Annotated in this window: 19 protein-coding genes and 1 tRNA gene; 9 read left to right on the plus strand and 11 right to left on the minus strand. The window is 60.2% G+C overall.

Annotated elements, in window-relative coordinates; translation table 11 throughout:
- The first annotated feature begins 95 nt into the window (after positions 1-95).
- Positions 96-1349 (plus strand): SAM-dependent methyltransferase, encoded by a 1254-nt coding sequence (locus tag FHS81_RS13700; protein WP_183753880.1) that lies wholly within the window; start codon positions 96-98, stop codon positions 1347-1349.
- Positions 1350-1353: 4 nt separating this feature from the next.
- Here the strand turns inward: FHS81_RS13700 and FHS81_RS13705 are convergent.
- Positions 1354-1430 (minus strand) — tRNA-Arg (locus FHS81_RS13705).
- Between the two features lie 139 nt (positions 1431-1569).
- On the opposite strand from FHS81_RS13705, the gene FHS81_RS13710 reads away from it, so the two are divergent.
- Positions 1570-2406, plus strand: coding sequence for a hypothetical protein (locus FHS81_RS13710; RefSeq protein WP_183753882.1), 837 nt, complete (start codon positions 1570-1572; stop codon positions 2404-2406).
- Between the two features lie 240 nt (positions 2407-2646).
- The gene (locus FHS81_RS13715; RefSeq protein WP_183753884.1) at positions 2647-4071 is read left to right on the plus strand and encodes a M48 family metalloprotease; all 1425 of its coding nucleotides are present in this window, start codon (positions 2647-2649) and stop codon (positions 4069-4071) included.
- 236 nt (positions 4072-4307) lie between these two features.
- Here FHS81_RS13715 and FHS81_RS13720 read toward each other — a convergent pair whose 3' ends face one another.
- From FHS81_RS13720 to FHS81_RS13740, 5 genes are all read right to left on the minus strand, one after another.
- The gene (locus FHS81_RS13720; protein ID WP_183753886.1) at positions 4308-4892 is read right to left on the minus strand and encodes a CarD family transcriptional regulator; all 585 of its coding nucleotides are present in this window, start codon (positions 4890-4892) and stop codon (positions 4308-4310) included.
- Positions 4893-5575: 683 nt separating this feature from the next.
- Entirely contained in the window at positions 5576-5914 is a 339-nt protein-coding gene (gene fdxA, locus FHS81_RS13725; protein WP_183753888.1) for a ferredoxin FdxA, read from the minus strand.
- Between the two features lie 326 nt (positions 5915-6240).
- Complete coding sequence (locus tag FHS81_RS19300; protein WP_343052491.1) at positions 6241-6627, minus strand: RNA-binding S4 domain-containing protein; 387 nt, start codon at positions 6625-6627, stop codon at positions 6241-6243.
- A 139-nt stretch (positions 6628-6766) separates the two neighbouring features.
- Positions 6767-10231 (minus strand): helicase-related protein, encoded by a 3465-nt coding sequence (locus tag FHS81_RS13735; protein ID WP_183753890.1) that lies wholly within the window; start codon positions 10229-10231, stop codon positions 6767-6769.
- A 419-nt stretch (positions 10232-10650) separates the two neighbouring features.
- Entirely contained in the window at positions 10651-11547 is an 897-nt protein-coding gene (locus FHS81_RS13740; RefSeq protein ID WP_183753892.1) for a DUF3108 domain-containing protein, read from the minus strand.
- Between the two features lie 412 nt (positions 11548-11959).
- On the opposite strand from FHS81_RS13740, the gene rpmB reads away from it, so the two are divergent.
- Together rpmB and FHS81_RS13750 are read left to right on the plus strand one after the other, a co-directional pair.
- A complete protein-coding gene (gene rpmB, locus FHS81_RS13745) occupies positions 11960-12256 on the plus strand; it encodes a 50S ribosomal protein L28 (protein ID WP_183753894.1) in 297 nt (98 codons plus the stop codon).
- 38 nt (positions 12257-12294) lie between these two features.
- Positions 12295-12918, plus strand: coding sequence for a queuosine precursor transporter (locus FHS81_RS13750; protein WP_183753896.1), 624 nt, complete (start codon positions 12295-12297; stop codon positions 12916-12918).
- 88 nt (positions 12919-13006) lie between these two features.
- On the opposite strand, the gene cobT is transcribed toward FHS81_RS13750, so the two are convergent.
- The 4 genes from cobT to FHS81_RS13765 form a co-directional block, all read right to left on the minus strand.
- Positions 13007-14911: a cobaltochelatase subunit CobT gene (cobT, locus tag FHS81_RS13755; RefSeq protein ID WP_183753898.1), complete on the minus strand. Its 1905-nt coding sequence runs from the start codon at positions 14909-14911 to the stop codon at positions 13007-13009.
- Between the two features lie 46 nt (positions 14912-14957).
- Complete coding sequence (gene cobS, locus FHS81_RS13760; RefSeq protein WP_183753900.1) at positions 14958-15962, minus strand: cobaltochelatase subunit CobS; 1005 nt, start codon at positions 15960-15962, stop codon at positions 14958-14960.
- Positions 15963-16019: 57 nt separating this feature from the next.
- Positions 16020-16217 carry a hypothetical protein gene (locus tag FHS81_RS18740; RefSeq protein WP_210281701.1) on the minus strand — a complete coding sequence of 66 codons (198 nt, stop codon included), beginning with the start codon at positions 16215-16217 and terminating at the stop codon, positions 16020-16022.
- A 124-nt stretch (positions 16218-16341) separates the two neighbouring features.
- On the minus strand, positions 16342-18588 hold the full coding sequence (locus FHS81_RS13765) for a transglycosylase domain-containing protein (protein ID WP_183753902.1): 2247 nt from the start codon (positions 18586-18588) through the stop codon (positions 16342-16344).
- 478 nt (positions 18589-19066) lie between these two features.
- Here FHS81_RS13765 and FHS81_RS13770 point away from each other — a divergent pair, with 478 nt between their 5' ends.
- From FHS81_RS13770 to FHS81_RS18745, 3 genes are all read left to right on the plus strand, one after another.
- Positions 19067-19549, plus strand: coding sequence for an NUDIX hydrolase (locus FHS81_RS13770; protein ID WP_246375019.1), 483 nt, complete (start codon positions 19067-19069; stop codon positions 19547-19549).
- Positions 19550-19680: 131 nt separating this feature from the next.
- Positions 19681-19890: a hypothetical protein gene (locus tag FHS81_RS13775; RefSeq protein ID WP_210281702.1), complete on the plus strand. Its 210-nt coding sequence runs from the start codon at positions 19681-19683 to the stop codon at positions 19888-19890.
- 151 nt (positions 19891-20041) lie between these two features.
- Complete coding sequence (locus tag FHS81_RS18745) at positions 20042-20560, plus strand: hypothetical protein (RefSeq protein WP_246375020.1); 519 nt, start codon at positions 20042-20044, stop codon at positions 20558-20560.
- Positions 20561-20581: 21 nt separating this feature from the next.
- Here the strand turns inward: FHS81_RS18745 and FHS81_RS13785 are convergent, their stop codons facing one another.
- Positions 20582-21310: a hypothetical protein gene (locus tag FHS81_RS13785; RefSeq protein ID WP_183753910.1), complete on the minus strand. Its 729-nt coding sequence runs from the start codon at positions 21308-21310 to the stop codon at positions 20582-20584.
- 349 nt (positions 21311-21659) lie between these two features.
- Here FHS81_RS13785 and FHS81_RS13790 point away from each other — a divergent pair, with 349 nt between their 5' ends.
- A complete protein-coding gene (locus FHS81_RS13790) occupies positions 21660-23240 on the plus strand; it encodes a flagellin N-terminal helical domain-containing protein (RefSeq protein WP_183753913.1) in 1581 nt (526 codons plus the stop codon).
- Positions 23241-23344 lie beyond the last annotated feature (104 nt).

Raw genomic sequence — 23344 nt, forward strand, 5'->3', positions numbered from 1 at the left:
GTATCCACTTTGCTTGAAAACGCTTTACTATGGGGAAGACGATATTGTCCGTGATGATAGCCCCCACGGGGAGAGAGCCTGAACTGGAATTGCCGATGCCACAGACACCGGCCGGTCGCCCCTTGTCGGAACCCGTCCGCCTCGATCGCCAAAACTTTTCCGCTCTTGCGGGCCGTCTGCCGTTGCAGGCGCGGATGATGCTGGGCACCGTGCTGGATCTGCCGCACGGTTCGCTGACCCTGCACACGCCGGAAGGACAGGTGTTTCTCATCGGCGGCAACGCGCCGGGGCCGCATGGCGAGATCGTGCTGCGCAACTGGAGGCTCGCCATCCGGGCTTTCGCCAGCGCCACCGTGGGCGTTGCTGAATCCTACATCGACGGCGATTGGGACAGCCCGGATGTTACTGCGCTGCTGGAATTGTTCGCCGTGAACGAGGCCACGGGCCAGAAAGTGGCGCGCGGTGCAGGGCCGCTGTTCGACATGCTGCAACGCCTGCGTCATTGGCTGAACCGCAACACCCGCGCGGGCGCGCGGCGCAACATTTCGGCTCATTACGATCTCGGCAACGCGTTCTACCGGCAATGGCTGGACCCGTCCATGACCTATTCCTCGGCGCTGTATGCGGATGGGGCCAACGATCTGGAAAGTGCGCAGGCTGCGAAGTATCGGGCCCTTGCGCGCGATACCGGCATCGGGCCTTCCGATCACGTGCTGGAGATCGGTTGTGGCTGGGGAGGCTTTGCTGAATTTGCCGCGCGGGAAATCGGCTGCCGCGTCACCGCACTCACCATCAGCCGGGAACAGCACGCCTTTGCCAGCGAGCGGATCGCCCGCGCCGGGCTGGCCGAGAAGGTCGATATCCGCTTGCAGGACTACCGCGACGAACGCGGCCAATACGACCGTATCGCGTCCATCGAGATGTTCGAAGCCGTTGGCGAACGGTACTGGCTGGTGTTTTTCCGCCAACTCCACCAGTGCCTCAAGCCCGGCGGCACAGCTGGCATGCAGGTCATCACCATCCGCGACAGCGCCTACGCCCGCTACCGCGCCCAGCCCGATTTCATCCAGCGCTACATCTTCCCCGGCGGCATGCTCCCCACGCCATCGATCATGCAAAGCCTCTCGGCCACGCATGGCCTCACCGTGGCGCGCGAACGCATCTTCCCGCAGGACTATGCCCGGACACTGGCCGAATGGCGCAATCGCTTTCAAGAGGCATGGGAAACGATAGCGCCATTGGGATTTGACGAACGCTTCCGCAAACTATGGACGTTCTACCTCCACTATTGCGAAGCGGGCTTCCGCGCCAACTACATCGACGTGCGCCAAATCACGTTCCAGCGGTAAAAATTGGTGTCCCGGAAGGGATTCGAACCCCTGACCTACGGTTTAGGAAACCGTTGCTCTATCCTGCTGAGCTACCGGGACCAACGCGGACGACGTATAACGTCGTGGATCAGTGCCACAATCTGTAAGAGGCAGCACTTCACAACTGCGAGCGCATTCCATTAGCATAAGTACAATGCGCACGCACCGGTTCTTTTCGTGTTTTATGCCACTTTGCACAATGATCGCCGCCCTTCTGCTGCTGCCGGTTTTCCTGCCTGGCCATGCAGCGAAGGCAGGCGACGTGATCGCTGTTGCGCGCGTGGTCGATCATGAAGAACTCGTTCTTGCGGATGGCCGGATGCTGCGATTGGCAGGGCTGGCCTCAATTGACGATGCTGGGATGCTTGACGCTCTGCGCCGCCACTCAACGCGGGGCGTGCGCGTCGTTGCTTTGGCCGAAAAGCCAGATCGGTGGGGCCGGCTGGAGGCTGTGCTTGCCGTGCAGGGCAGCGCTGGCGAAGTTTTACTGGCGGAATTGCTGGTCGAGGATGGCGTCGCCATCTGGCGCGGGGACAGCGCGCTTACAATCCGGATGGCGGGCTCTGAGCTGGTTTCGGCGCTATCCGGATCCTACCGCGAGCGTCTTCTGGCGCTGGAGGGTGACGCCCGGCGCGCGCGGCGCGGAGGTTGGGGTGGTGCCTCGCCAATGCCGCTGGCGGCGGAAGATCGTGCCCGCCTGAAACAATATGAAGGCCGCTACGTTGTTATCGTGGGGCGGGTGACCTCGGTAGGCGAGCGTCGTAAGATGACATTTGTCAACTTTGGTGAGGTCTGGAGCCGCGACTTCTCGGTATTCATCACCCGCGATGACTGGGACAAAATGGCGAAGGAGAGCGTGTCGGGCGAATCTTTAAAAGGCCGACGCGTTATGGTGCGGGGCGATCTGCTGTTCAGAAAAACCACGCGTGGCTCGGTGGATGGCGGTTCGGATGGTTCGCTGCACGGCAACACTGGCCGTGCGCCTGTAATCAGGCTATCAGTGATTCATGGTATCTCCATTCAGGATTCGGATTAAATCGACGTGCGGGGCGGTCCGGTGCAAAGGTCTGCGGTGCAAAACAAGTCGGCATGCGACGTGCCCTCTTCAGGGGAGGCATTGACGTTCGCTGCCGATTCAAAATCGATGAGCCGTCATAGCGCCTTGATGTCAGGGGGCAACGACGGTCGGCCACGCGTTCGAGAGGCAAGATCTCCTGCCCGCGATTTTGACGGTGTTTCGTCAAGATGGCTGCGTGCTACGGTAGCCGTCTTTTCGTTGAGTGTTGCGCTTGGGCTTGGCGGCTGCGTCATCAATCCAAACAGTCGTGAAGGACCAGACACGACACCCGTCGTCTCTCCCGCGCCACCGGCTGCGACAACCGCGCGTCCCGGAGAGCGTGAGCATCGTCGTCTGGTTGCATCCTTCGGCGGTGTGTATCGCTCGCCCGCCGCGCAGAGGCTGGCAGAGGACGTTGTATCGCGCCTCGTTCCCGCCAGCGACAGGCCGGATATCAATTATCGCGTGACCATTCTGGATTCTCCGCTGGTCAACGCATTCGCCCTTCCGACAGGCAATATCTACGTCACGCGCGGTTTGCTGACGCTCGCCAACGATACGTCTGAGCTGGCGGGCGTGCTGGCGCATGAGATGGCGCATGTCACCGCCAATCACGCATTGGCGAGAGACGAACTGGAAAAGCGCTCGGATCTTATCAGCAAGGTCAACACGCACGTTTTGAAAGATCCCGAGGCCGACAAGACATTCCGCTCAAACGTTCAGGGGACGATTGCCGGCTTTTCGCGCGAACAGGAGCTTGAGGCGGATCGCATCGGCATTCGCACCAGTGCGCGCGCGGGTTACGACCCGTATGGGGCGGCGCGTTTTCTGGAGGCGCTGGACGCGAGCACGCGGCTGGGCCGCGCCGGCGGGCAGCAGCAGGGTACGGCGGCCAGTTTCATGGCCACGCACCCCGGCACGCAGCAGCGTGTGTCGCAGGCCGTTCGCGCGGCCAGGGAAATCGCCCCGCCGGGCACAGGCTCGCGCGACCGCCAGACTTATCTCGCTGCCATCGACGGCATAAGCTGGGGTGAGGATCCTGGTAACGGTCAGGTGCGGGGCCGTGTTTTCCGTCACCCGCTACTCGGAATCACGTTCACCGCGCCCGAAGGCTTTGCGCTCGACAACTCGGGGCAGGCTCTGCTCGGTGTAGCGAACGGCGGCGAACTGGCGCTGCGCCTTGATGCCGTGGAACTGGACACGGCGGCCCCGCTAGACAAATTCCTCGCATCGGGATGGATAAACGGCGTCACCACGGAAAGCACGACTCTCACCACGATCAACGGCCAGCCAGCCGCCGTGGGCGTTGCCCGCGGGCAGGAGTGGGTGTTCTATCTGGGCGCGATACGTATCGATAAAACGGTTTTCCGCCTCGTCATCGCAACGCGGCAGCCTGACCCGGCGATCCAGAACATGTTCCTGACGTCGCTGGAAAGTCTGCGGCGGATGACGCCGGCAGAAGTCCGCGCGATCCGGCCGCTGCGCATTCGCCTCGTAACGGCATCGCCGACAGATACACCGGAAACGCTGGCGGCGCAGATGGCGATATCGTCGATGGCCCTGGAACGCTTCCGAATCCTCAACGGGCTGCGCCAAGGCCAATCACTGACGCCCGGAGAGCGCTACAAGGTGGTGTCCGAATAAGGCTTGCTTGAATATAGGTGTCCGCAAACGACAATGGCCGATCCTGATGGATCGGCCATTGTCGTTTTACATCTTGCGTTTCGCCACGCACTGGTTTTCACCAGTGTACCTGCGAGGCGAGATGGTATCCATTTGCTCGAAGGCACTCACCCCAGTCTTGAACGAAAGCCTTTATAGCGTTCCTTGGCTTCAAGGACCGAATGGATAGCAAGATGTGATGTCGCAGGAAACGATAATCAGGCGGCTTCGTCTTCAAGCTCGTCTTCGGCCTGCTCCTCGTTGGCGGCTTTCTTCGCCGGACGGCCTTGTGACTGGCTGAGAGCGGTTTCGACGACGCGAAGCGCCTCGGAATCGGTAGCACCGTTAACCGCAGCGATTTCGCGCACGATCCGATCGATTGCCGCCTCGTAAAGCTGGCGCTCGCTGTAAGACTGTTCAGGCTGCGTGTCGGAGCGATGCAGATCGCGGACAACTTCAGCAATGGCGATCAGATCGCCGGAATTGATCTTTGCTTCATATTCCTGAGCACGACGCGACCACATGGTGCGCTTGACGCGCGCGCGCCCGGTGAGGGTCTCAAGAGCCTTGTCGACGAGCGAACCTTCCGCGATCTTGCGCATACCGACGCTGGCAGCCTTTGCGGTCGGCACACGCAGCGTCATCTTGTCCTTTTCGAAGGAGATCACGAAAAGTTCGAGCGTACAGCCCGCAACGACCTGCTCCTCGATGGCGATGATCTGGCCGACGCCATGAGCAGGGTAGACAATCGATTCACCGGTCTTGAAACCCAAACGATGGGCAGTCTTCTTGGCGTTGTTCATAGTTGTGATTGCCTCCTTTTCGCACCAGAACGGATGCGACATGCTCGTGGCGCGTGTCCACGTGGCGTATGTCATGCCGGATTGGCATGCGGGCAACAATCGACTGTTTGCGGCCTTGAAAAAGACACCGCAAGCAAATACGACAACAGGACGCAATGCGCGCTGACTTCCAACAGCCGCATCAGGCCGCTATGCCGATTATATCAGTCCTTTGATTGTTGAACCGCCACCTGATCCCCGGCAGCATTTCTCACCACGAAACCGATTTATAAAAGCCAGCATAACATATCAGTTGGCAAAAATCAAAATTGTTAACGCCCGCACGGCAGAAGCCGCGCCGAAAGCGCTTTTTAGGGGCAATTTGCTCAAAAATAACGTGAAAAAAGTATTAACGGGATCGGAATACGTGTGAGACGCACGGGAAAAGGTCCGAACGCCAATCAAAAAAGGCGAATCACTTTTCCATGAGACCGGATAACAATGCCCGATTACCGGAAGATGACAATGATGCAGGGCAAAAATCAACCTGTCGCTTCGGCATCGCAGCACATATCAGCACCTGAAATAAAACGAGGTACAAAACCCGAAAATAACGAGAGTCGGCAGGGATGTCCCCCGACTGATCCGATCAGGCTTTGTTGGCCGCCCAAATACGCACAGAGGGAGGCGCGCCGGGCGTTGATTTAGTCCCCGTCGCCGGGCTCAGGGGAAAAGTGTTCGTCCAGTTTGTCGGGAACGCCGTCGAATTCAGCCGCTTCGGGAAGGGCATCCTTTTTCTGGGTGATATTCGGCCAGACCTTGGCATAATCCGCGTTCAGCTTGAGCCACTTTTCGAGACCCGGCTCGGTATCGGGGAAAATGGCTTCGGCAGGACATTCCGGCTCGCACACGCCACAGTCGATACATTCGTCAGGATGGATGACGAGCATATTCTCGCCCTCGTAGAAGCAATCTACCGGGCAAACCTCAACGCAATCCGTGTACTTGCACCGAATGCAATTGTCGGTGACGACGTAGGGCATCCGCCTCTCCTGCCATCGACCCCTGCGCGCAGTCTATGGCGAGGTCGATATCACAACAAATCTCAACATGTCCGGCGAAACGCTAGTCCTCATTGAACGGCGAACGTCTCCCGCACTGGAAACGACGCCTGCATGAGACAGGTTTCGGAAACAGGTTATTTCTCAGAATTACGCGGCCACCAGCTCAAGGCAGGATGCAGCACGCAACCCAACGACAATAACCTATTTCATCCATAGAGCAAATAAAGCGCGAACCGCGACGATTGATGCGTTCGACCATCGCTTCCCTATTAGCTGCTATGTCTGGACTGTTTCCAAACTATCATCTAGCTATAATCATCGTCAGACGCAAGTGCGTCGCGACGCTCGACATCGTCATCTTCGCCAGGATCAGCGTCATAAGGAACCCCGCTTGTTCCGGATGAACCGTCCGCCGGGGGGCTCAGCAGTTTGTACAGGCGCTGCGCCTCTGGCGCGGAACCGCGCTTCTCGGCGAAATCAGTCACTTCGACAACAAGCGTTGCGTGGGGCAGGGCAAGCGTCAGAATGTCGCCGGCACGCACTTTTTTTGACGGGTCCGTCACACGGCGGCTGTCGATGCGCACATGACCACTGCTTACCAGCTTGGCGGCCAGTGTCCGCGTCCGCGCCATGCGGGCGTGCCAAAGCCACTTGTCGAGGCGTTGGCGCAGGAGGGGTGCATCGTCAGCCAAGAGCGCTCCTTAAGCCAAGCGCACTCCTGATCGAATCGCAGGCGCAGCCGGATCGAACCGGCATACGCTGCTTTATCAATTGGCACAGGTAAATTGCGCCCAACCGCATATTCCTTCGATCTGCCGGCTCACGCCGACATCAATCCTTGTCATTCTTGCGCGACTCGAGCGTTTGCTTGAGCGCTGCAAGCTTTGCGAAAGGCGAGTCCGGATCCGGCGCGCGGTCGTTGCGGGAAGGTGCGCCGCGGCGGTCTTGCCACGATTTACCCTGGCCACCCTTGCCTTGTCCGCCTCTGCCTTGATCGGCGTGCGACTGGCCATATCCGCCCTTGCTTGGCGGCCTGCCTTGTCCTCCGCGACCGCCCCTGCGGTCGGAGCGGTTGTCGCCTTCGCCGCCCTCCTGTCCGCCCCCGCGATTCCGGCTGGCATCGCTGTAGGCATCGAGACGACGGGTCCGCTCTGGCCGATCCCGGCGCTGCTGTTGGTCGGCATCCGTCCGCGATCCGCCCTCCGGACGGGCATCGCCACTTCCACCTTCGCCGGATGTCTGGCCGGCGCCTTGCTGTTGTGGGCGTCCACGTCCGCCGCCGCCCCTGCCGCGACGTTCGCCATGGCGTTGCTGATTGGGCTGATGCCGATGTGGCCGCCAGATTTCAATATCTGAGGTCTCCGCAACTGCCTCGTCGCCAGGCTGCGGTGCCTCGCCTTCGGCTGCCGTGGATTCCGTAGCAGAAGGCTCGGCGGACTCATTTGCGGCCGTAGGTTCGGCTGATGCGGAGTCTGTGGTGTCAGCAACGGTTTCGCCGGTCGTGGCTGATGCCTGTGTAGGCTCGACAGATGATGCTGCCGAGGCTTCATCGGCGGGCGACGCTGTCTCGACGCCAGCTTCTGCCGCCTCGGATTCTGCCGCCACAGCGACATCGGCCGTTTCTGCTACCGGCTGCTGCTCTTCGGTTTCCGCCGCCTCTGAAGACGTGGGCGCGTCGCCGTCCACAACACTCTCGCCAACGGGAGCCTGCGGTTCTTCCTGTGCCGTCTCGTCCGTCAGCACCGCCTCGTCGTCTGTCGCAACGGGTGCGGACACAAGACGCGGCGCTGCAACCAGCTCCACGGTGATCGCAGGGCCGGTCCGTTTTTCGACCACATAACCGAGCGAACGCAAAATCGAGGAGAAATCTTCCCCGGCGCATCCGGCAAGCGACGTCATGGCCACTGTCACGACGAAGCCATCGCCATCTGCCGCGCCTGCCGGCGGCTCGCCGGGCGTTACGCCGGGGCGATAGGCAATGGCAGGGCGGATGAGATCTGCCAGTCGCTCCAGAATATCCACGCGCAGAGCCCGTTCGCCGCACACACGGAAGCCCGCGGCCCTGTACAGACCCTTGGCGATTTCCGACTCAACCTTGAACGAGGTGCGGCCGGAGGAAGCCAGGTGGGCGATGTCGTCGATGCCCGGCTGGTCGAGACCGCCGTGCTTGAGCGCCCAGAGCTGCGTGGCCAGCGCACGCGGCGCGGGCTTCAGAAGCTGCGGAACGTAGATGTGGTAGGCGCCAAAACGTACACCGAACTTTCGCAGGACGGCCCGGCTTTCCTGATCGAGGCTTTTCACGTCCTGCGCTACACGGGCGCGCTCCAGCACGCCGAGCGACTCAGCAATCTGGAAAGCGACCCCACGGGCGAGGCCGGTGACTTCCTCGGCGTTTTCCAGGAGGTCCAGCGCGCCAAGCAACCGGGCGACGTAAGCCTTCAGCCAGGTGGTGAGTCGCGTCTCGACTTTTTCGCGCGCCCCGGCGGCGAGGGTATCGTCCGCGACGATGCGCAGGCCGGGGGACAGGAGCTTTTCGCCTTCCACGAGGCGGGCCACCGCATCGCCATTCCAGCGGATGATGCCGTCGTTGGAAAGCAGAAAGGTGTCATCGCCGCTGTTGGCGAGCCTTTCCGCTCTGGCTTCGATCTCGCCTGTCAGCGCTTTCTGGGCAGTGGCGCGCAGCGCCTTGGCCTCCTGGCCATTGACCTGTCCTTCGGCTTCGGCGTCCGGCGCAAACTGGAATCCCTGCAGGCGGCCAATATGTTGTCCTTCAACCAGGACATCGCCCGCAGTGGTGACTTCGGCTTCGAGCATCTTGTTCTCTCTCAGGCGGCGCATCAGAACGCTGGTGCGACGATCCACGAAACGGCTGGCAAGCCGCTCGTGCAACGCATCGGATAGTCTGTCCTCTACCTGACGCGTCACGTTCTGCCAATGGTCTGGATCACGTAACCAGTCAGGTCTGTTCGCTACGAATGTCCAGGTGCGCACCTGCGAGATGCGTCCGGACAGCGTATCGATGTCGCCGTCCATCCGGTCGACGAGCCGGATTTGACGGGCGAACCAGTCGTCGGCGATGGCGCCGTGGCGCATCAGCGACTCATAGATCGTGCCGACAAGCTCGGCATGGGCGGCGGAGGCAACCTTCCGATAATCCGGAACCTGACAGACCTCCCACAGTCTTTCAACCGCGCTTTTGCCGCGCGCGATGTCGCGGATGGTCTGATCGCGCGCCAGCACGTCCAGCGCGGCCACATCTTCCGCCACCGGAGCACGGGTCAGACCCGCCTCTCCGGGCGTCATCGCCAGGCTGGCCTGGAGGTTGCCGATGGTGTGAAAATTGAGGTCCGGATTGCGCCATTGCAGAATGCGCACGGGCTCGAACAGATGGTCCTGCACGGCCTCGACAGTCTCGGCGTCGAAAGCCTCCGCGCGGCCTGTGGTGCCGAAGGTGCCGTCGCGCATATGCCGCCCGGCGCGGCCCGCGATCTGGCCGATTTCAGCCGGATTGAGCGGGCGGAAGCCAAAGCCGTCAAACTTTCGCGTCGAGGCGAATGCGACGTGATCGACATCGAGGTTGAGGCCCATGCCGATGGCATCGGTGGCGACGATATAATCCACATCGCCATCCTGATAAAGCGCCACCTGTGCGTTGCGCGTGCGCGGGGACAGCGCCCCCAGCACCACCGCCGCCCCGCCATGCTGGCGGCGAATCAGTTCGGCGATGGCATAAACCTCCTCGGCGGAGAAGGCGACGATGGCGGAACGGCGCGGCAACCGCGTAATCTTTTTCTCGCCGGCGAATGACAGATTGGAGAGGCGCGGCCGCGACACGACATTGACGCCCGGCAGCAACTGCTCCACCAGCGGGCGCATGGTGGCCGCCCCGATCACCAGCGTTTCGGCCCGGCCGCGCTGGTTCAACAGCCGGTCAGTAAAAACATGCCCGCGGTCGAAATGGCTGGCCAGCTGGATTTCGTCGATGGCACAGAACGCCACATCGATATCGCGCGGCATGGCCTCGATGGTCGCAACCCAGTAACGGGCGTTGGGCGGCTTGATCTTTTCTTCGCCGGTGATCAGCGCCACGGCATCCGCGCCCGCACGCTCCACGACACGGTTGTAGACCTCGCGCGCCAGCAGCCGCAAAGGCAGGCCAATCATGCCGCTTTCGTGCGCCAGCATCCGCTCTATGGCGAGATGCGTCTTGCCGGTGTTCGTCGGTCCAAGAACGGCAGTGACGCCGCGTGCACGCACGCGCGCCGGCAGCGAGCGGGGAAGAGGACTAAGCGCCATGGGAAACGACGAACACTCCACAGGCAGGGAAACGCCGGGCGATGTCGTTCAGAACGACGCACCGCCCGTTGATGCCCGCGCCCTGCCTTTGCAGGGGGCAGGTGATCCACCGGGCGTCCCGCCAGAACATGACCATAAAAAACACCGGGCAACATGAAACACACGGCACGCGCAATGCATGCCGGAAAGGCGCACGCCTCTCGCATCTCTAGCACATCAACCGCCGGAGGCCAGAGCATCCTGCTGCGAACAGGTATTATTTCCGGTCGAAAAATGCGTAAAATCAGCAATATGCGGCCAAGCATCGGCTTTCAGCGATGCATCCGGCGCTTCAATGTGCCGACGGCGGGCACCGCCGATGCACGTGCGGCCAAAGCAGCGAATGCAAAGCCGAATCACTTTTGCGGCCGAAGCCGTTTTCAGTTGCTCGCCCGCAATTGCCGTTTCTCCGTGGCCGAGGTCGGCGTAACGAGATCAGGTTTCGGAGCGCCGCCCGGAAAGCGGGTTGCCTCGATCACCACCTGACCGATGGGTGAACGCACAGCAATGCGATAGGGCAGGAACAGGCGGCCATCGGGCGATGGCGCCAGCCACACCTCGATATCGCGGTTGTTTTCCATGAAGCGGATATCTTCACGGTTGGCCACGTGGCCGGAAATTGGCAGATAACGGCCCGAGCACACCGCGACGGTGCCGGAATAGGCGCGGCCGTTGATCTTCTGCGCCCGGGCGAAAGACAGTGGAATGTCAAAGCGTGCGGAGCCATCGAAGAGCGGCAGCGTGCGGTTGCAGGCGGCCGGATCGCCGGCGAGGGCCTTGCCGGCCACGGGCATCAGCAGCGCACTGACCGGATCGACGATGTTGCGGGTGTCGCCATCGCGCAGCGCGATGCGATCCTTGCGGTTCGGCACGGGGGGCGAGACCTTCAGTGCCCGCACCGAGCCATCGGCAAGCGCCATGCGGACGCTGACGGAACGGTTGCCCGACGCGGTCGTGACGGCGAAGCTGGCCGGCACCACGGCAGCACCCGACAAAGAGCCGGAGGCGCTGCCAGCGCCCTTGCCATCCGTCATGACCCCTGCAAGCCCCGTCAGGCGCGTCCAGACGTCGGCTTTGTAACGATTGCCGTCGACTGCGACGTTGAGCCGCGCCACGCCGATCTGCATGCCCATGAGCGTCACGTCATATCGGGTTTCGAGCTGGCTGTTTTCAGAAGCGGCGGCGCTATCCGCCGTCCGCGCTTCTGCCTGCTGCATCGGGGCAGTGAAAAACAACGGACTCAAGCAGCCCGCCGCGAGCATAAGGTGCCGCATCATGCGTCGATCACTCCCTTGACTGAGGCGTCTCCCGCCGCCGCGCACAACCGCGCGGCAAAGACGGGAAAAGGCGGGCCGATGGAATCACTGGTGCAGCCCACATCGGACAGAATCACCCACTATGGATAACGATGTGTAAACGTGACCGGGCTTTCTTCAGCTTTTGCCGCGAATCCGCCGTTTCCGGGCGCGCGGCGGGTCGTAGAACCATTCCGAACGCTTCTTTTGCGTCATCCGCATGACAAAGCGCCGTGTGCTCCTTGACGCCGGGGGCGCTGATACACTATACACCCGCATCTTTCATGGGACATGGGATGTCCGCATTCCCGGCGGTAACGTCGGGCTTTTGCCGTTTTGCGCTTAGTGCGCGACGGTGCGGGCACCCTCCAAGCACTAATTAAGGATGATCGTCATGGCGCGCCGCTGCGAACTGACGGGTAAGGCCGTTCTCGTCGGCCATCTCGTAAGCCACTCGAACCGCAAGACCAAGCGTCGGTTCCTCCCCAACCTCGTCAAGGTGACGTTGCAGTCGGAGGCGCTTGAGCGCTCCGTGCGCCTGCGCATCAGCGCGGCTGCCCTGCGTTCGGTCGAGCACCGCGGGGGTCTCGACGCGTTCCTCGTCAAGGCCGGTGAGGATGATCTGTCGCTCGGCGCTCGTGCGCTGAAGCGCGAGATCGCCCGCAAGCACGCCGAAGCGCTGGCAAGCTGATCGCCGACCCTCGACGGTTGTCGGCCAAGGGGCGTGCCATGCGTGATATCGGTCGCGGTATCGGTAACGAAGTGAAGCGGTTGTGGTGGCCAGTGGCTGCCATGGCCGCTGTCGTCGTTGTGTCGAACATTGCGGTTCAACACCCATTCACGCCGTGGGGCTTGCAGGATTATCTGACGTGGGGCGCGTTCACCTATCCGGCGGCGTTTCTCATTACAGATCTGACCAACCGCCGATTCGGCGTTCAGGCGGCGCGCCGCCTCGTGGCGGTGGGGTTCCTGATCGCTGTCGTGATGTCGGCTGTGCTGTCGGAGCCGCGCATTGCTGCGGCATCCGGCATCGCCTTTCTCGTCGGCCAGTTGCTGGATGTGTCGGTGTTCAACCGCCTGCGCCGTCTTGCATGGTGGCGGGCGCCGCTTGCTTCGGGCATCATCGGTTCAGCCATCGATACCGCGCTGTTCTTTTCACTGGCCTTTGCAGGCGTGGTGACCGACGTGGCAACTTATGGGGTTGCAGGTTGGCAGGTAACCGCGCCGGTGTGGGTGGTGTGGGGCGTCAGCGATTTTCTTGTCAAGGTGGGCATGGCCTTGCTCATGCTGGTGCCTTACGGCGCGCTGCTGCGTCTCATCGCACCCGTTGACGTGTCGCGGGCGCGTAGCTAAACCGCTTCCCTGAATCAAAATGATCTGAAAAAAGCCGGTCAGAATACTGACCGGCTTTTTGTATTGTTCTTTTGAATGGACGAGAGAATCAACCGGCCCGCTTGCGGCGGCGGCTGCCTTGTTGCGGTTGGCCGTGGCTTTCCTCGAACAGTTCCGCCAATTTATCGGTCATTGCACCACCGAGTTCCTCGGCATCGACGATCGTCACCGCGCGCTTGTAGTAGCGCGTCACATCGTGGCCGATACCGATGGCGATGAGTTCAACCGGCGACCGGCCTTCGATCTCCTCGATGACGCCGCGCAGATGGCGCTCCAGATAGTTGCCGGGGTTTACCGACAGCGTCGAATCATCGACCGGCGCACCATCGGAAATCACCATCAGGATGCGACGTTGTTCCGGCCGGCCAAGCAATCGCTTGTGTGCCCAGTCGAGCGCTTCACCGTCGATGTTTTCCTTCAACAGCCCTTCGCGCATCATCAGGCCAAGGTTACGGCGTGCGCGCCGCCATGGCGCGTCCGCAGACTTGTAGATGATATGGCGCAGATCGTTGAGACGTCCCGGCCCCTGCGGCTTTCCAGCTTGCAACCACGCCTCGCGTGACTGCCCGCCCTTCCAGGCCCGGGTGGTGAAGCCGAGGATTTCCACCTTCACGGCGCAACGTTCGAGCGTGCGCGCAAGAATATCGGCGCATGTTGCCGCCACGGTAATCGGCCTGCCACGCATGGAGCCCGAGTTATCGATCAGCAGCGTCACCACCGTATCGCGGAAGTCCATATCCTTCTCGAATTTGAACGACAGCGGCTGGAATGGATCGATGATGACGCGCGTTAGACGAGCCGGATCGAGGATGCCCTCTTCGAGGTCAAACTCCCATGCCCGGTTCTGCTGCGCCAGAAGGCGGCGTTGCAGCCTGTTGGCAAGTCGGGCGACAACGCCCTGAACATTGGCGATCTGTTTGTCGAGATAGGCACGCAGCCGTGTCAGTTCGTCGGCGTCGCAAAGATCCTCGGCGGCGATTTCCTCGTCGAAGCGCGTCGTGTACGCTTTGTATACGGGGCCGCGCCACTCCTCCGCATTCGCTTGCGGCGGGTTACGGGCCGTGCCGGACTCCTCGGCATCGGAGGATTCGCTCTCTTCCGGAATTTCTCCAGACGGAGCGTCGTCCGCTTCGGATGTGCCTTCCTCCATATCGTCGGAACTGGCATCCATGGCATCGATGCGAGCCTGTTCCGTGTCGGAGCTCTGCTGGGCCTCGCCGTCGCTGCTCTCTTCCTCGCCTTGCGCCTCGTCCTGATCACCGTCGTCGCTATCGTCCGGCTCAAGGTTGGCGTCGTCGGCCATATCAAGCGAGGCAAGCAACTCCCGGATGTTGCGCGCGAAGGCAAACTGGTCGTCGATATTGCCGGTAAGGCGGTCGAGATCCTTGCCTGCCCGCGCCTCGATCGCATCGCGCCACAGGGAGACGATCTTTTCGGCTGCCGCCGGCGGCTTCAGACCCGTCAGGCGCTCACGCACCATCAGCGCCAGCGCGTCTGCGACGGGCGCGTCGGCGCGGTCGGTGATTTCGGCATAGTTGCCGCGATGATAACGATCCTCAAGCATCGCGGCGATGTTCGCGCCCACGCCGCTCATGCGGCGTGCGCCAATGGCCTCGACACGCGCCTGCTCAATCGCGTTATAGGCTTCCAAAGCTGCCGCCCCCTCGGGCGCCAGCTTCTGATGCACGGCCTTGTTATGCACCGCGAGGCGTAACGCCATGGAATCGGCATTGCCACGGATCACGGCGATGTCCTGCGGCGAGGGCCGGCGCGGTGGTTCCGGCAACCGGGCGCGCTCATCGGTCAACGATGGCCGGTCGTTCGAGAACGTGACTTCAAGTTCCCGCGCGAGCGGACCGGCGATGCCGCGTAAGGTGCCGGCGACAGCTTGCTTGAGCGGCTCCGTCACGTTCGGCTGTACGCCCGTGGACCGCCTCTGGTTGGTGATCGTCATCGCATCCGTTACTTGCTTCGCCCGCCGCTGCCGACGTGCGGCCCTGTCAGGACAGCGCCACGTTGGCGGCGGATTCAGGCAGTTCCTGACCGAAGCAGCGCTGATAGAACTCGGCCACCAGCGGACGCTCGGTCTCGTCGCACTTGTTGAGGAACGTCAGGCGGAACGCAAAGGCTAGGTCGCCGAAAATGTCGGCGTTCTCGGCCCACGTCAGCACCGTTCGCGGGCTCATCACCGTCGACAGGTCGCCATTGATGAAGGCGTTACGCGTCAGCCCGGCAAGGCGCACCATGCGGTTGACGGTGTCGCGGCCCTGCGCGGTGCGGTAGCTGTGCACCTTGGCGGCGATGATCTCGACTTCCTTGTCATGCGGCAGATAGTTGAGCGTCGCGACGATTGACCAACGGTCCATCTGGCCCTGGTTGATCTGCTGCGTGCCGTGATACAGGCCCGACGTATCGCCAAGACCGACGGTGTTCGTGGTCGCGAACAGGCGGAAGGCCGGATGCGGGCGGATCACGCGGTTCTGATCGAGAAGCGTCAGACGACCGGAAACTTCCAGCACGCGCTGAATAACGAACATCACGTCCGGACGGCCGGCGTCGTACTCGTCGAAAACCAGCGCCACATTGTTCTGCAACGCCCACGGCAGAATACCGTCACGAAATTCGGTGACCTGATGCCCGTCCCGCACCACGATGGCATCCTTGCCCACGAGGTCCACGCGGCTGACGTGGCTATCGAGGTTGACGCGCACACACGGCCAGTTGAGGCGGGCTGCAACCTGCTCGATATGCGTCGATTTGCCGGTGCCGTGATAACCCGTGACCATCACGCGGCGGTTGCGCGCAAAGCCTGCCAGAATGGCAAGTGTGGTCTCGCGGTCAAACAGGTAATCGGGATCGGCGTCCGGCACATGTTCATCCGGTTCGGCGAACGCGGGAACCTCAAGATCGGAGTCGATGCCGAATGTCTCACGAACGGAAAGCTTCAGTGTCGGCAATTTCAGGTCGGCAGGCTCACCGGCCTGGATCGTTGTTGTCTGTTGCATAAGTCCTCGCTCCCGCGGGCGGAGAACGTGGGGACGGCGTTTCACGCACCACCCGACTCAACCGCTCACCGCACGGCTGGCTGAACGATAACGGACCAGAACAGGGTCGCCAAGCCCCCGAAACTGCATCATGTTCCCCGATGTCAGGCTAACGGGCACCTTCGCGGCCACATGAGAAAGCCGGCTCGGCTTCTTTTTACGGAATTTACGAGATTTTCTGTCGATATACAGGATTTTCCGGGTTTGGATCGTCAATTGACATGCTGTCACGTTTCGCTCACGACGCGCGGCAGATGAGTCTCACGCCAGTGCCTGCCAAAATCTCCTGTTGACAATTCAGCGTGGGCGGCTCTTGTCCCTGAGCCACCCGCGAAAAACATCAGCCGCCGAACAGACGCTCGAAGAAGTTCTTTTCGCGTTGCGGTGCCGGGCGCTGCACAGTCTGCGCGCCGCTCTCCGGGGCGGTGTTCATGGGTGGCATGGCTTCCGGCGGTGGCAGGGGGGCGTCTTCCGGCGCGGCCCACGGGCTGCCGGGCAGGGGCTTTGGCTCAACGCCCTTCAGCGCTTCCACCATAAAGGTATGCCATGCCTCTGCCGGAAGCGAGCCGCCGGTAACGTTCTTCATCGGGCTGTTATCGTCGTTCCCCAACCATACGCTGGTGACGAGCCCGCTGGTGTAACCGACGAACCATGCATCGCGCGTTTCCTGCGTCGTGCCCGTCTTGGCCGCCACTTCATAGCCGGGAAGCGCGCCGCGCCGGGCCGATCCGGAGGTAACGGCCTGATGCAGCATGTAATTCATCATGGAGACATTCGCCTCGTCGATCACCCGGCCCAGATCGAACGGCTGGCGCTGGTAAACGAGCCGGCCATCCACGGTTTTGACATCGCGAATGATCCACGGAACAATGCCAATACCGCCGTTGGCAAGGGCGGTGTAGGCGGTGGTCAACTCAAGCGCGCTCACTTCCGATGTTCCCAGCGCGATGGTGGCGTTGGCTGTCAGCGGCGAGGTAATTCCAAGGCGCTGGGCGGTTTGCGCCACGGCTTTCGGGCCAAGCTCGACTGCCAGCTTCACCACGATGGTATTGGTGGATTGCGCCAGCGCCGAGGCCAGCGTCATCGGGCCGCTGTATCTGCGGCTGAAGTTGCGTGGCTGCCACCCGCCGAAATTGACGGGCTCGTCGACACGCACGGTCGATGGCGTCATGCCACGCTCCAGCGCGGTCAGATAGACGAATGGCTTGAAGGCCGAACCCGGCTGCCGCCGCGCGGCGGTGGCGCGGTTGAACTGGCTGGTGGCGTAGTTGCGTCCGCCCACCAGCGCGCGAATGGCGCCATCGTTCGACAACGCAACCAGCGCCCCCTGCGACACGTGCGCCTCCGTACCCTTTTTGGCGATGATATCCGTGATTGCCCGCTCGGCAGCCGAGATCATCGCCGGTTCGATGGTGGTCCGCACAACGATGTCCGTGTCCGCCGCGCCGATGAAGTCATCCAGCACGTCCATCACGAAGTCGGCGGCGTAGTTTGCGGTGCCCGCGCCGCGGGGTTTCACGGCTTCGGCAGGGGTCATCAGGGCGTTTTTGGCTTGCTGCTCGGTGATGAAGCCCTGCTCCGCCATGCGGGTGAGCACGACTTGCGCGCGTGCCTGCGCCGCCGTCGGGTTGCGCGTGGGCGCCAGCCGCGAGGGGGCCTGTACGAGTCCGGCGAGCATGGCGGCTTCGGCCAGCGTGACATCCTTCGCCGGTTTGCCGAAATACCGCAGCGCCGCCGCTTCCACGCCATAAGCACCCGCGCCGAAATACACCCGGTTGAGGTAGAGCGCCAGAATCTCACCCTTGGTGTAATTCTGCTCCAGCCACAACGAGAGAATTGCTTCCTGGATCTTGCGCGAAACCGTGCGATCCTGTGTCAGGAACAGGTTCTTGGCGAGCTGCTGCGTCAATGTCGAACCGCCCTGCGCCACACTGCCCCGCGTGAGGTTGGCGGCGAGCGCGCGCGCCACGCCCTGCGGATCGATGCCCCAATGGTCGTAGAAGCGGTGATCCTCAATGGCGATGAAGGCTTCGGGCAAATAAGGCGGCAGATCCTTCAGCTTCACGGTCTGGCCGCCGGTGTCACCCTTGTTGGCAATGAGCGATCCATCCGCCGCCAGCACCGCGATATTCGGCGGGCGGCGCGGAACGGTCAGCGTATCAATGGGCGGCAGCTGCGAAAAGTGATAGATGACAACCGCGCCCACGGCGATTGCCCCCCAGATGCCCAGCATGAACAAGGTGGAAAACAGCGTGCCGATCAGCGAGCGTCTGCGGCGTGACTTGCGAGCCGGTGGCCGTGAGCGGCCAGAGCGCCCGCCGTTTCTGCCGCCGGCTTTGCCGGTCGATGCCTTGCCGGTCGAAGCCTTGCGCTGTCGGGGTGCCATCTCTTCATTCCTGTCGGTGTCGTCAACGTCGCCGGTGCGGGGGGCGAGACGGTCCTGCGCGGAGAGGCGCCAATCCTCTGCCCCATCATCATGCGCCGGGCCGCCCTCGCCAAAATCGAAGCGCGGTTCACGCCGCGATCCTGCGGGCCTGCGGCCCTGATCCCTGCGGCCCTGCCGGTCCTGATCGTTGTCTATCCCCATTGCATCCTTCGTGCGCTGCTGAACACCAGCAGCCTTTTGGCAGTGTAAATGTGGCGGATTAAGGGGGCGTTGCCACCCGCAGAGGCAGTGTGTTTATTTCTGCGTCTCGCCACATATGTCGCATTTTGTGCGCAAATGTCATAAAGTTGTTACCGTATTGGCCGATATGAATAACCTTTCTGGAGCCGGCAAACGTGCCTCTTGCATGAGAAGCATATCCGAAAAGCGCAAACCAGAGGTTTTGTCCGGGGTTCTTTCTCTATTGTCTATCCTAGACCATTTCGGCATTTCGTTGAAACGCCGAAATGGTCTATCTTCTTGGTTTGACGCGTTTTCTTCACGCAAAGCGGTATCCACTTTGCTTGAAAACGCTTTAATGGATGATTATAAACATTTCATACAGTTTCATGTCGGGTAATGCCAACAGACGGGGGAAGGTCGCGCAGCCATAATGAGTTGTTATCTGAAGCCTCCGGATATGGAAAAGAAAAAGTCCGGATACCGCCGCCAGTTCGGCGCGTTGCCATTGCGCATGGATGATGACGGACGCATGCAGGTGATGATGATCACTTCGCGTGAAACGCGCCGCTGGATCGTGCCGAAGGGGTGGCCGATCAAGGGGCTGTCCGGTTCACAGACGGCCGCACGCGAAGCGCGTGAGGAAGCGGGCGTCATCGGCGTCACGGGCAAGAACCCGGTCGGCGCGTATTTGTATGACAAGCGCCTGAAGGATGGTGGCAGCACGCGCTGCTATGTGGAGCTTTACCCGCTGTGGGTCATGGATTCCGCGCCGGAATGGCTGGAGGCGTCGCAGCGTGAAATAGAGTGGCTGCCGGTGGACAGGGCTGCCGAGCGTGCGGGCGATGCCTCGCTGGGCCATCTGCTGCGGGCTGTCAGCGACAGGGGGCTGCCGCGCTCCTCACACAAGCTCTATCGCAAGGCGCAAAAGGCGCGGCGATGATGCTCGCCGCCTGACAGCCTGAATTATGAGAAACGATGAAACGCAGGTGATGTCTTTCCGTTAACATCGCGTGTATGATCATTGTGGCGTGTTTTATTCCGCCCTGTAAATTTCATTGGTTATTATCAGCCGTGGGTGTCGTCATGCGTTATTACAATCCCGATTTTGCCGATCAGGCTGTGGCTGCCGTAAAACGCAGTGCGGAGGCGCTCAGGAAGAAAACACTTGAAGAAAAAATAGAATTTCTGATGAATGCCGGCATTCTTGGCTCTGATGGTAAGTTATTGCCGCAGTTTCTTGCTGAAAAAAAGGAAAAGGGCACTCGCAAGAAGCATAAATAAAATTTATGCTGACGAGATATTTCTGTTATGCAGGATTTTGATTGTATATTATTTCAGTTTTTATGGTTATTGATCCATGCCATTCAACAGATTGAATCCAAATCTGACTTTAGGTTATCATGGATGCGACGAAGAGGTCGGAGAGGCTGTCTTGCGTGGCGATGCTTTTTTGCAGCAGAGCAATAATGATTTTGACTGGCTTGGCCCCGGTATTTATTTTTGGGAAAACGATCCTCACCGTGCCCGGTCTTTTGCCGGGGAGCAAAAGAAGCGCGGTAAGCTAAAACGGCCATTTGTCATCGGTGCGGTCCTGACATTGGGAAATTGCATCGATACGCTCAACCAGCGCAGCCTTGAAGCCATAGCCGATGCCCACGCTTCTCTGGTGCGGGAGTTGGCTGCCGTGAAGGGCTCTTTGCCTAAAAACGCCGGAGGCAAGGATCTGTTGCAGCGTAATCTCGATTGCGCCGTTATCCGGACTCTGCATGGATTGTTGAAGGAAGAGGGGCAATCCGCGGATACGCTTCGCGGATTGTATCATGAAGGCGGGATGCTTTATGAAGACGGCGGCTTCTACAAGAAGTCGCATATCCAGATTGCCGTTCGCAATCCGGCCTGTATCCTTGGCGTATTCCGGTTGACCGAAGGCATGCAACTGCCCCTGGAATGATCCGGGCAATCCCTGTCGGCTTCAGGCGTGCGGAGGTGTGCCTAGAAATTCTGCTGTTGCTTCAGGGTAGAGGCCGGTCAGGCGGTTGAATGCGGCATCTCTCTGCTCTTCACCCTTGTTGCCCAGCAGCCAGAGGGCTTTGTCGAGAACGCGGCGGGGATATTTGTATCGAACTCCCGTTATCTCTTCGGCAGGCTTTATTGCAGAATTGATCAAGGCTTCATGGCGTTTGAATATGTCTTCAAAGCTGTGCAGGAAGGCGGCGGCCGCTGTTTCAGATTTAATTTCACGCGGATGCTTGGTGTCGGCCAAGCTTTTCAATCCCCGAACAGCAAAACTATCCCACATCGTTGCGTGCTCGGGTTGATACAGCCAGAGCGCCTTCATGCTGAAAGAACGAAGGTTTGCGGCTGCTCCATATCTGGCCAGCGTTGCGTGGACATCCCCGATTGTTTTGAACCATCTTTGGGCCAGTTCGGCAGTATGATCATTGTCATTGATTTTTGGGGAGTAATTTATTTCAAGTACTTCTGCGATTGCTTGCAGGCGCTCCGTGCGGCGATCATGTAAGTTCAGTGGAAAACGGAATACCTGGTATTCTAGGGCAAACTTATGGATAAGCTTTCCATTGAGATTTTTAGTTCTGGCGGCCTCAACCAATGCTTCATCTGAAATATGGCGAGACTTTTTCCATTGCTCAATCGCAGAAAGAGCGCCCCACCAGATCGCATGCTTTATATCAATAGACATTATTGGTATCCTTAATAAAATAAATATGAATTATAAATCATTTTACATTGGTGAAAAAAGATAATTCTTAAATAATTTCATATAAAATATTTGCATGGTATTCATGATAAGCTTATGACATTTAGCTGTTTACATAAATTATCAGTATTTTCTTGCCTTGACGCAAGCCTCGCGCAAGCTTCGGGCGGCATTGTGCGTGTGCTGTTGGTGGGGCGAATGATGGCGCTGATTATGAGCCGGAACATTCGCAGACATGATGTCACGTCCTGCCGCGCCGGAGTTTATCCGGTATGTCCCTTTCAAATATCAGTCTCATTGTTTTGCGTTATCTGATTAAGGGATATTGATTATGGCCAGCTTGTTTACGAATGCTTCCGCACAAACCGCTCTCAAGACGCTGACGGCAGCTTCCAAGAGCCTCGCCAGCACGCAGACCCGCGTTGCTACAGGTTACCGCATCAACACGGCTGAAGACAACGCCGCTTACTGGTCCATCGCCACGACGCTGCGTTCGGACGTGAATGCTCTCGGCGCTGTGAAGGACGCTCTGGGCCTCGGCGCTGCAACAGTCGACACGGTTTACACCGGTATCAGCGACACCAAGGATCTGCTCGATCAGGTCAAGTCCAAGCTCGTTGCCGCCAGCCAGTCGGGCGTGCCGAAGGCTCAGGTGCAGGCTGAAATCACCCAGCTCCAGAACCGCCTGAAGGACACCTCGAAGTCCACCGTTATCAACAGCGAAAGCTGGCTGACGCAGGACACGTCGGTTGCTGGTTACACGTCCCAGAAGGACGTTGTCGGTTCCTTCACCCGCGCTGCCGGCGTGGTTACGATCGAAAACATCACGATCGACATCACCAAGACCAAGCTGTACGAGAACAGCACGTCTGCACAGGACGCTGTGACGGCCTCGCTTGATAGCGCAACGGCTACCACTGCTCGGGGTGTCTATGCAAAGGCTATGGATGACATCAAGGCTGTCACCAACGCTACCAATGCCGCTTGGAACAACTCGCTGAAGAAGACTTATAATCCTGCCACGACAACCAGCATTGCAGGTGTTGCTACTCCTGCTGCTGGCAGGACTTCATTTGGTGCCGCCGCAACAACCGGTACAGACTTCGGAACTGCTGTTACCGCCATTTCTACAGCCCTTACTGAAGCTCAGCTGAACACGGCGCTTGGACTCGGCCCGACGGCTGACTTCGGCGGCGCTGGTGGCGCTGGTAGCAAGTTCCTTAGCTCGTTGTCAGCCGATGACAAAACTGCTCTGCTCAATGAACTCAACGCCAATGCAACGGCGCTGAAGACCACTCTGACCGACATTAACAATGGTGCTGTTGGTGATGCAGTTGGTGCAGAGCGCGTTGCTGCTGCAACAGCTGCTCTTGCCACCTATGACGCTGCCGTGGCTGAATCCGTCAACAAGTACGTCGGTGTGGCAGCTCGCGATGCCTTCGTCACCAAGACCGCTGAAAATGCAATCGCCACCTACTCGGCTTCAGCCAAGGGTGACGTCAACAACCAGCAGCTCGGTATCTTTGATAAGGTTCGCTCGGTCATCTCCGACAACAACGGCGGCAATGCCAAGGCTGTGCGCGTGTCGGACATCGACATCTCGAACCTTTCGGACACGGGTTTCGACAAGGCTGTGCTCTCGTCCTACATCAGCGCCGTCGATGACGCGCTGCAGGAACTGACCCTGTCGGCTTCGATCGTCGGCGCTGCAAAGGCCCGTATCGAAGGTAACAAGACCTTCGTGCAGAACCTCGTGGACGCCAACAACCGCGGTATCGGCCAGCTCGTCGACGCCGATCTGAACGAAGAGTCCACCAAGCTGAAGGCTTTGCAGGTGCAGGAACAGCTCGCTGTTCAGGCTCTCGGCATCGCCAACAGCTCCACGCAGAGCATCCTGTCGCTCTTCCAGTAAGACGCAGCAAAAAGCAAAAAGGCGCGGGGGTTCATTCCCGCGCCCACCCTATCCAGCTCAACGCCCCGGCCCCACAAGGCCGGGGCGTTTCTTCAAGTATAAAG

Source organism: Pseudochelatococcus contaminans, assembly GCF_014195635.1.
Classification (GTDB): domain Bacteria; phylum Pseudomonadota; class Alphaproteobacteria; order Rhizobiales; family Beijerinckiaceae; genus Pseudochelatococcus; species Pseudochelatococcus contaminans.